Below are 7,297 nucleotides of genomic sequence, written 5' to 3'. Positions count from 1 at the left end.
GGCCGGCAAAGATCTCGAAGTTCCGAAGCAAGAGCGCCGGGACGCCAAGTTCTACCAACGCCGCCGTTGCTGCGTCGCCGATCTATTCCGGCCTTCCGGGTGTTCGAAAGCTCTATTCGCAGGGCGCTACCGGCGACGCGCTGGCCACAAGCTCTATGAGCGAGGTGCCTCGCGACCAGCGGGTTGCCAATCTTTGCGGCAGCGTTTTGAACGAGGAATTGCAGGGCGCCTCCTATTCTCCCAAATGGCTGCCATCCATTCCGCTGAAGGTGGGCAATGTCCTTAACCCTCCGGTGGCCGCCTTCAGCACGGCAACCACATGGTACCGCCTGAGCTTCCGGTGCGAGGTCGACGCCGGTGCGACAAGGGTCTTGTCGTTCAACTTCCGTGTCGGGGCTGAGATCCCACCCGGCGAATGGGCCGGGCTGAGATTGCCTAGTCTCCGCTAAGTATTTCACTCGAAAGTGGGACCGGTTTCGGGGCAAGCGCATGCGTCGAACGAAGGTTCAAAGCGCGGACAGCGTCTCCGGCAGGGTAGGTGCGTTGAGAGCGGGTGCCGCCTGGAAGGCTTTGGTCATTGCCCTCAGCGTCTGCGTGGTGCGGCTGGAAAGCACTGGCGGGCGCTCGGCCTCTGCCTGCGCCGCGGCATCAGCGGCCTCCTTCTTCGCCTCTTCCTCGGCCTTGGCCGCGACCTCCGGGTCGACCCAGGGATGATCGAGGCCAGGGATCGGCTTCAGATCGATGTTCTGGTGTGCATAGGCCATCAGCCGCTGCCAGACCATCGCCGGCAGCGACCCGCCGGTCATGTTGTTGGTCGGCGTGAAATCGTCATTGCCGAGCCAGACGGCGGCCGTGTAGTTGCCGGTGAAACCGACGAACCAGGCGTCTCGGTAGGACTGCGTGGTGCCGGTCTTGCCCGCGACGACGATGTTGGGAAGCTGCGCGCGCCGCGCCGTGCCGATCGCCGGCACCGCGGCCAGCATGGTGTTCATGTATTTCAGAGCTTTTTCCGACAGCACACGGTGCGGCGGCGGCGCGTCCTTGGCCCAGTCATAGACGACGTCGCCGGTGCGGGTAACGAGCTGCGTGATGCCGTGCCGGGAACCGACGAAGCCGTTCTGCGCGAAGACGCTGTAGCCTGTCGCCTGGTCCATCACCGTCATGAGGGACGTGCCGAGCACCATGGTCTTGTGCGATTCCAGCGGCGATTCGACACCCATGGATTCGGCCATCGCCTTGATCGGCCCGATACCGAGATAGTCCTTGGCGAGCCGCACCGGCACGGTGTTGATCGACTTGGCGATAGCCGTGAGCAGCGTGACGTTGCCGGCCGAGCCGCCATTGTAATTGTGTGGCGACCAACTGCCCCAACTGACGGCGCCGCCGGAAACCACCGAGTCCGGCGTGAAGCCGTGCTCCATCGCTGTGGCATAGACATAAGGCTTGAACGACGACCCGGTCTGCCGCAGCGCCTTGGTGGCGCGGTTGAACTGGCTGGCGCCATAATCGCGGCCGCCGACAATGGCGCGCACCGCGCCGTTGGTCTCGATCACCACCACCGCGCCCTCGGTAACGTTGTATTCCTTGCCGAACTGGCGGAGATGGAATTCGACCGACTCTTCGGCCGCTTTCTGGATATTGGCGTCGAAGGTCGTATGGGCGACCAGCGAGTGTTGGCCGGGCTTGGCGATCTTCTTGACCTCGTCGAAGGCCCAGTCGAGGAAATAGTCGGGGCTCTTCTGCTCGCCGCGGTCGACGACATCTGCCGGATGCAGCCGCGCCTGCAGCACCTGGCCCTCGGTCATGAAGCCGGCGTCGACAAGGTTGGAGAGCACCACATTGGCGCGCGCACGGGCGGCCGGCAGGTTGATGTGCGGGGCGTATTTGGTGGGCGCCTTGAACAGGCCGGCCAGCATTGCCGCCTCGGCGAGGTTCAGGTCCTTGACGCTCTTGCCGAAATAGAAATCCGCCGCCGCCTCGATGCCGAACGTGCCGCCGCCCATATAGGCGCGGTCGAGATAGAGCTGGAGGATCTCCTTCTTGGAGAGGTTGGCCTCCAGCCAGAGCGACAGGAAAGCTTCCTTGATCTTGCGCTCCAAGGTGCGCTCGTTGGACAGGAACAGGTTCTTGGCCAGCTGCTGGGTGATGCTGGAGCCGCCCTGGACCACCGAATTGGCGCGCACATTCTCGAAGATCGCGCGCGACAGGCCGAGAACGTCGATGCCGTAGTGATCGAAGAAGCGGCGGTCCTCGGTCGCCAGCACCGCCTTGATGACGATATCCGGCATCTCGTCGACCGGCACGGAATCGCGCTGGATGATGCCGCGCTGGCCGATCTCGTTGCCGTAGCGGTCGAGGAAGGTGACGGCGAAATCGCCCTGGTTGCGCCAATCGCCGGCGGTGATCTCGAACGCCGGCATGGCCAGCGCCAACAGCACCACGAAGCCGCCGGCTCCCATGGTGAACCCTTCGCTCAGCACCTCGATGATGGCGCGCCGCCAGCCATGCAGGCGGAAGCGGCGGGAAAAGATGGTTGCGGCCTCCCAGAATTCGCGCGCTTTGAAGCTGATCTCGTAGAGCGAGGAATCGAGCCACGCATCGACGGCAAGAGCCGCCGAGGCGATCCGGCCTCTTCTCTTGCGTGGTTTCGAAGGAGTTGGCATTCCAGACTTCCGCCCCAATGCGCTTTCGCCCGAAAACAGCATGCGGGCAGTTTCAGGTGGCACCCTGCCAAACTATTCGACCATTTTATCACTGCTCACAAGGGCAGCGAAGCCACAGCACAAGCTTTGTTGAATGGAGGTCAATCGGCCGTGAACGGCGGGTAGTCATCAGCGCGCCGCGATGAAGCGCATGAAATGCGCCACATCCGCTTCGGTCGGCTCCTGGCCGGTGAAGGAGCGCAGATAGGCGGCGAGATGGCTGACGCGGGCCTCGACCGGTTCCTTGAGGTCGAGCACGTAATAGCCGATCTGCATGTAGTAGAGCACACGCGCTCGGATGAAGGCGTCCTCGTCGTCGTAGCCGTGCCGGCGGTACATGTCGCGGATGGCGCTGAGGCGCTCGTCGTCGGCCTGGTCGATCATCTGCCGCACGTCTGCCGAGCGCCTCGCCCATTCGCGCACGGCGAAATCGAGCCTCGGGTCGAAGAGGCGCTCGTCGGCCCAGCATTCGAATACGTTCATCACGCCCATGATGATGGTTTCGGCGGGGCGCCGGGCGCGCTCGACGATCGCAGTGGTGTTGGTGTCGTGCCAATGCTTGAGCAACTGGTCGAGCAGATCCTGCCGGCTTTCGAAATACCAGTAGAAGCTTGAGCGCGACACGCCGAGCTTCTGGCCGAGGGTGAGCACGCGCACGCTCTCGATACCGTCTGAAACCAGCGTCTCAAGCGCCAGATTGATCCAGTCCGAGCGCGTGACCTTGATGTTGCCGAGAACCGGTTCGGCCTGCGGGGCGGTCATGATCATGGCCGCACAATAGGCATGGCGGGAAGCGGCGCGCAAGCGATCTGTACACTTGTGTCTAGACACTCCTGTACAGGACGTGTATCGTAAGGCTCTCCAACGAGAGGGAGAGGCTCGTGAAATCGCATTACCGGGCAGTCGTCATCGGGGGAGGCGTGGTCGGCGCCTCGGTGCTCTATCACCTGACGCGCTTCGGCTGGAGCGACGTGGCGCTTATCGAGCGCGCCGAGTTGACGGCCGGATCGACCTGGCACGCGGCGGCCGGCTTCCATGCGCTGAACGCCGATCCCAATGTCGCGGCGCTGCAGGACTACACGATCAAGCTCTACCGCGAGATCGAGGCCGAGTCCGGCCAGGATGCCGGGTTGCACATGACCGGTGGCGTCAACATGGCAAGCGATCCGCAGCGCTGGGAATGGCTGAAATCGGCCTGGGCGGTGTTCCAGTCGGTGGGCATCGAGACGGCCCGCCTGGTGACGCCCGAGGAGATCAAGGACATCTGCCCGATCGTCGATGTCAGCGATGTGCTGGGTGGCCTTTACGATTCCAACGAAGGCCATCTCGACCCTTACGGCACGACGCACGCCTATGCGGGCGCCGCAAAGAAGCGCGGCGCCGATGTGATCCTGCGCAACCGCGTGATCGAGCTCAGGCAGCGCGCGGACGGCGGCTGGGATGTGGTTACGGAGAAGGGCGCGATTGTCGCCGAGCATGTCGTCAACGCCGGCGGCCTGTGGGCCAAGCAGGTCGGCCTCATGGCAGGCGTCGACCTGCCGGTGACGCCGATGGAGCACCATTATTTCGTCACCGAGGACATTCCGGAGGTCGCTGCCCTGGACAACGAGCTCGGCCTTGCCGTCGATCTCGACGGCTTCTCCTATCTTCGGCAGGAGCGCAAAGGCGTGCTGCTCGGTGTCTACGAGCAGAACCCAAACCATTGGAACATGGACGGTGCGCCCTGGGACTACGGCATCGAGCTGATCCCCGAGGACATCGACCGCATCAGCCCGGAGCTTTCGAAGGCGTATCAGCGCTTCCCCTGCCTGGCCAAGGCGGGCATCCGCAAATGGGTCAATGGCGCCTTCACCTTCACCCCCGACGGCAATCCGCTGGTTGGCCCGGTGCGTGGCTTGAAGAACTACTGGGTCGCCTGCGGCGTCATGGCCGGCTTCAGCCAGGGTGGCGGCGTCGGCAAGTCGCTGGCCGAATGGATGATCTACGGCGAGCCGCAGGCCGACATCTTCGGCATGGACATCGCCCGCTACGGCGCGTTCGCCGCCAACCGCGAGTATCTCAGGCAAACCACGCGCCAGTTCTACGCCCGTCGCTTCGTCATGACCTTCCCCAACGAGCGGCTGCCGGCGGGCCGGCCGCTGAAGCGGCCCGGCGCCTACGACGGCATGAGCGCGGCCGGCGCCGAGTGGATGGCCTCATGGGGGCTGGAAATCCCGGCCTATTTCGCGCCAATGGGTTTTCGCGAGGAGACGACGCTGAAGCGCTCCAACGCCTTCGACATCGTTGGCGATGAGGTGCTGCAGGTGCGCCGCGCCGCCGGCCTCGTCGACACCACGGCCTTCTCGCGCTACGCCGTGTCCGGTCCCGGCGCCGAGGCCTGGCTCGACCGGCTGCTTGCCTGCAAACTGCCGAAGCCTCGGCGCGCGAAGCTTGCCCCGATGCTCGGCCATGACGGCAGGCTGAAGGGCGACCTTACCGTGCTCAACTGGGGCGGCGGCGACTACTGGATCATGGGCTCCTATTACCTGCGCGAATTCCACATGCGCTGGTTCGAGGCGCACATGGCGGACGGCGTCTCGGTTAACGACATCTCGGACGCGATGTCCGGCTTCCTGGTGACCGGGCCGAATGCAAGGAAGGTCGTCGAACGCACCACGCACCAGGACGTCTCCGCCAAAACCCTGCCGTTCATGGCCTGCGCCGAGTTCGACATCGGCATGGTTCGCGCCCGGGTCGCCCGGCTGTCGATCGCCGGCGAGCTCGGCTTCGAAATCAATTGCCCGGCCACCCTGCACGGGACGCTGCGCGAGACGCTGCTCGCCGCCGGCGAAGATCTTGGTCTCGCCGAGATCGGCTACTACGCGCTCAACGCGCTGCGGCTGGAGAAGAGTTTCGGCATCTGGTCGCGCGAGTTTACCCAAGGCTACACGCCCGGCCAGACCGGCCTTGACCGGTTCGTCGCCTTCGACAAGGGCGATTTTGTCGGCCGCGAAGCAGCTCTCAAGGAGCACAAGGCGGGCGTCGCCCGGCGGATCGTGACCCTGGAAGTCGATGCCGTCGACGCCGACGCCAGCGGTTTCGAGCCTGTCTGGCACAAGGGCCGGCGCGTCGGCTTCGTCACTTCCGGCGGCTACGGCTACACGGTTGGCAAGAGCGTCGCCCTGGCGTTGCTCGATGACGATTTCGCCGGGGAGGGGACGCAACTTTCCGTCCACATTGTCGGCGTCGAACGGCCGGCGCGCGTCATCGCGGCCTCGCCCTACGACCCCAAGGGCGAGGCAATGCGGCAATAGGGGGGATTGGGCATGATTGATGAGGCCGCACGCGATCAGAGGCGCGAACGCCGGCGCGGACGCACCGGCGAGGCCGGTAGCGAGTCCAGCCGCCGCCCGAACTATCGTTCGCTGAAGAACCCCTTCCTGCCGCAGCCGGTCTTTTCCGACGATCAGGTCGCCGCAATCCACGACACGGCGCTGCGCGTGCTGGAAGAACTCGGCATCAAGGTGCTGCTGCCGGAGGCGCGCGCCATTCTTGCCAAGGCCGGGGCCCTGGTCGACGAGGACAGCCAGATGGTGCGGATCGGCCGCGACATGGTCGAGGCAGCCTTGGCGTCCGCGCCGCGCTCGATCCCCGCCTATGGCGGCGCCCGCTCCCGTGACCTTATCCTCGAGCTTGGGTCCATGACATTCCTCGCCGGCTCCGGCGCGCCCAACGTCACCGATCTCGAGCGCGGAAGGCGGCCGGGCACGCTCGCCGCCTTCGAGGAATTCATGAAGCTCCTGCAGCATTTCGACGTGCTGCATATGCTCGGCCCTTGCATCGAGCCGCAGGACGTCGACACGCGCTTTCGCCACTTTGCCACCGGCCGCGCGCAGCTCACCTTGTCCGACAAGTTTCCCTTCGTCTTCGCGCGCGGCACGCCGCAGGTCGAGGACAGTTTTGAGATGGTCCGGCTGGCGCGCGGCCTCTCGGAGGACGAATTTCGCAACGGCGCCTTCTGCTACACCGTCATCAACACCAATTCGCCGCGCCAGCTCGATATCCCGATGGCGCAAGGCATCATCGACTTCGCCAGGTTCGGCCAGGTGTCGATCATCACGCCCTTCTGCCTGGCGGGCGCCATGGCGCCGATCACGGTCGCCGGCGCGCTGACCCTGCAGCATGCGGAGGCGCTGGCGGGGCTGACGCTCGCCCAGATCGTGCGCCCCGGCGCTCCGGTGGTCTATGGCTCGTTTTCCTCCAATGTCGACATGAAGTCGGGCGCGCCGGCCTTCGGCACGCCGGAGCACATCAAGGCGACCTTGGGCGCCGGCCAGCTCGCGCGCTTCACCGGCTTGCCTTGGCGTTCCGGCGGCGGCAGCGCCGCCAATGTCTCCGACGCGCAGGCGGCGCATGAGACGCAGTTCGCGCTATGGGGCTCGGTGCTTGCCGGCGCCACCGTCTGCATCCATGCGGCAGGCTGGCTGGAGGGCGGCTTGAGCGTCTCGTTCGAAAAGCTGATTACCGACATCGAGGCGCTGCAGACCGTCGCCGAGCTTTGCGCCACGACACCGGGTGATGCCGACGCCATTGGTTTCGACGCCATTGCCGAGGTG

Annotated in this window: 5 protein-coding genes; 3 read left to right on the top strand and 2 right to left on the bottom strand. The window is 65.1% G+C overall.

The features are described from left to right. Nucleotides 1-449 (top strand): DUF930 domain-containing protein (locus tag EOA79_RS26995; protein WP_128293462.1); only part of this gene is annotated, 449 nt, incomplete at its 5' end. Nucleotides 450-506: 57 nt separating this feature from the next. On the opposite strand, the gene EOA79_RS26990 is transcribed toward EOA79_RS26995, so the two are convergent. Together EOA79_RS26990 and EOA79_RS26985 are read right to left on the bottom strand one after the other, a co-directional pair. Continuing rightward, nucleotides 507-2,663, bottom strand: a complete 2,157-nt coding sequence (locus EOA79_RS26990; RefSeq protein ID WP_095800162.1) for a penicillin-binding protein 1A — start codon at nucleotides 2,661-2,663, stop codon at nucleotides 507-509. Between the two features lie 168 nt (nucleotides 2,664-2,831). Beyond that, complete coding sequence (locus EOA79_RS26985; RefSeq protein ID WP_067320941.1) at nucleotides 2,832-3,470, bottom strand: TetR/AcrR family transcriptional regulator; 639 nt, start codon at nucleotides 3,468-3,470, stop codon at nucleotides 2,832-2,834. Between the two features lie 113 nt (nucleotides 3,471-3,583). Here EOA79_RS26985 and EOA79_RS26980 point away from each other — a divergent pair, with 113 nt between their 5' ends. Then, entirely contained in the window at nucleotides 3,584-5,995 is a 2,412-nt protein-coding gene (locus tag EOA79_RS26980) for an FAD-dependent oxidoreductase (protein ID WP_095823720.1), read from the top strand. A gap of 12 nt (nucleotides 5,996-6,007) precedes the next feature. Continuing rightward, nucleotides 6,008-7,297: trimethylamine methyltransferase family protein (locus tag EOA79_RS26975; RefSeq protein WP_128293461.1), on the top strand; the 1,290-nt coding region annotated here is incomplete at its 3' end.

This window comes from Mesorhizobium sp. M1A.F.Ca.IN.020.03.2.1, from assembly GCF_004023205.1.
Classification (GTDB): domain Bacteria; phylum Pseudomonadota; class Alphaproteobacteria; order Rhizobiales; family Rhizobiaceae; genus Mesorhizobium.
This window is presented reverse-complemented; position numbering and strand designations above follow the sequence as displayed.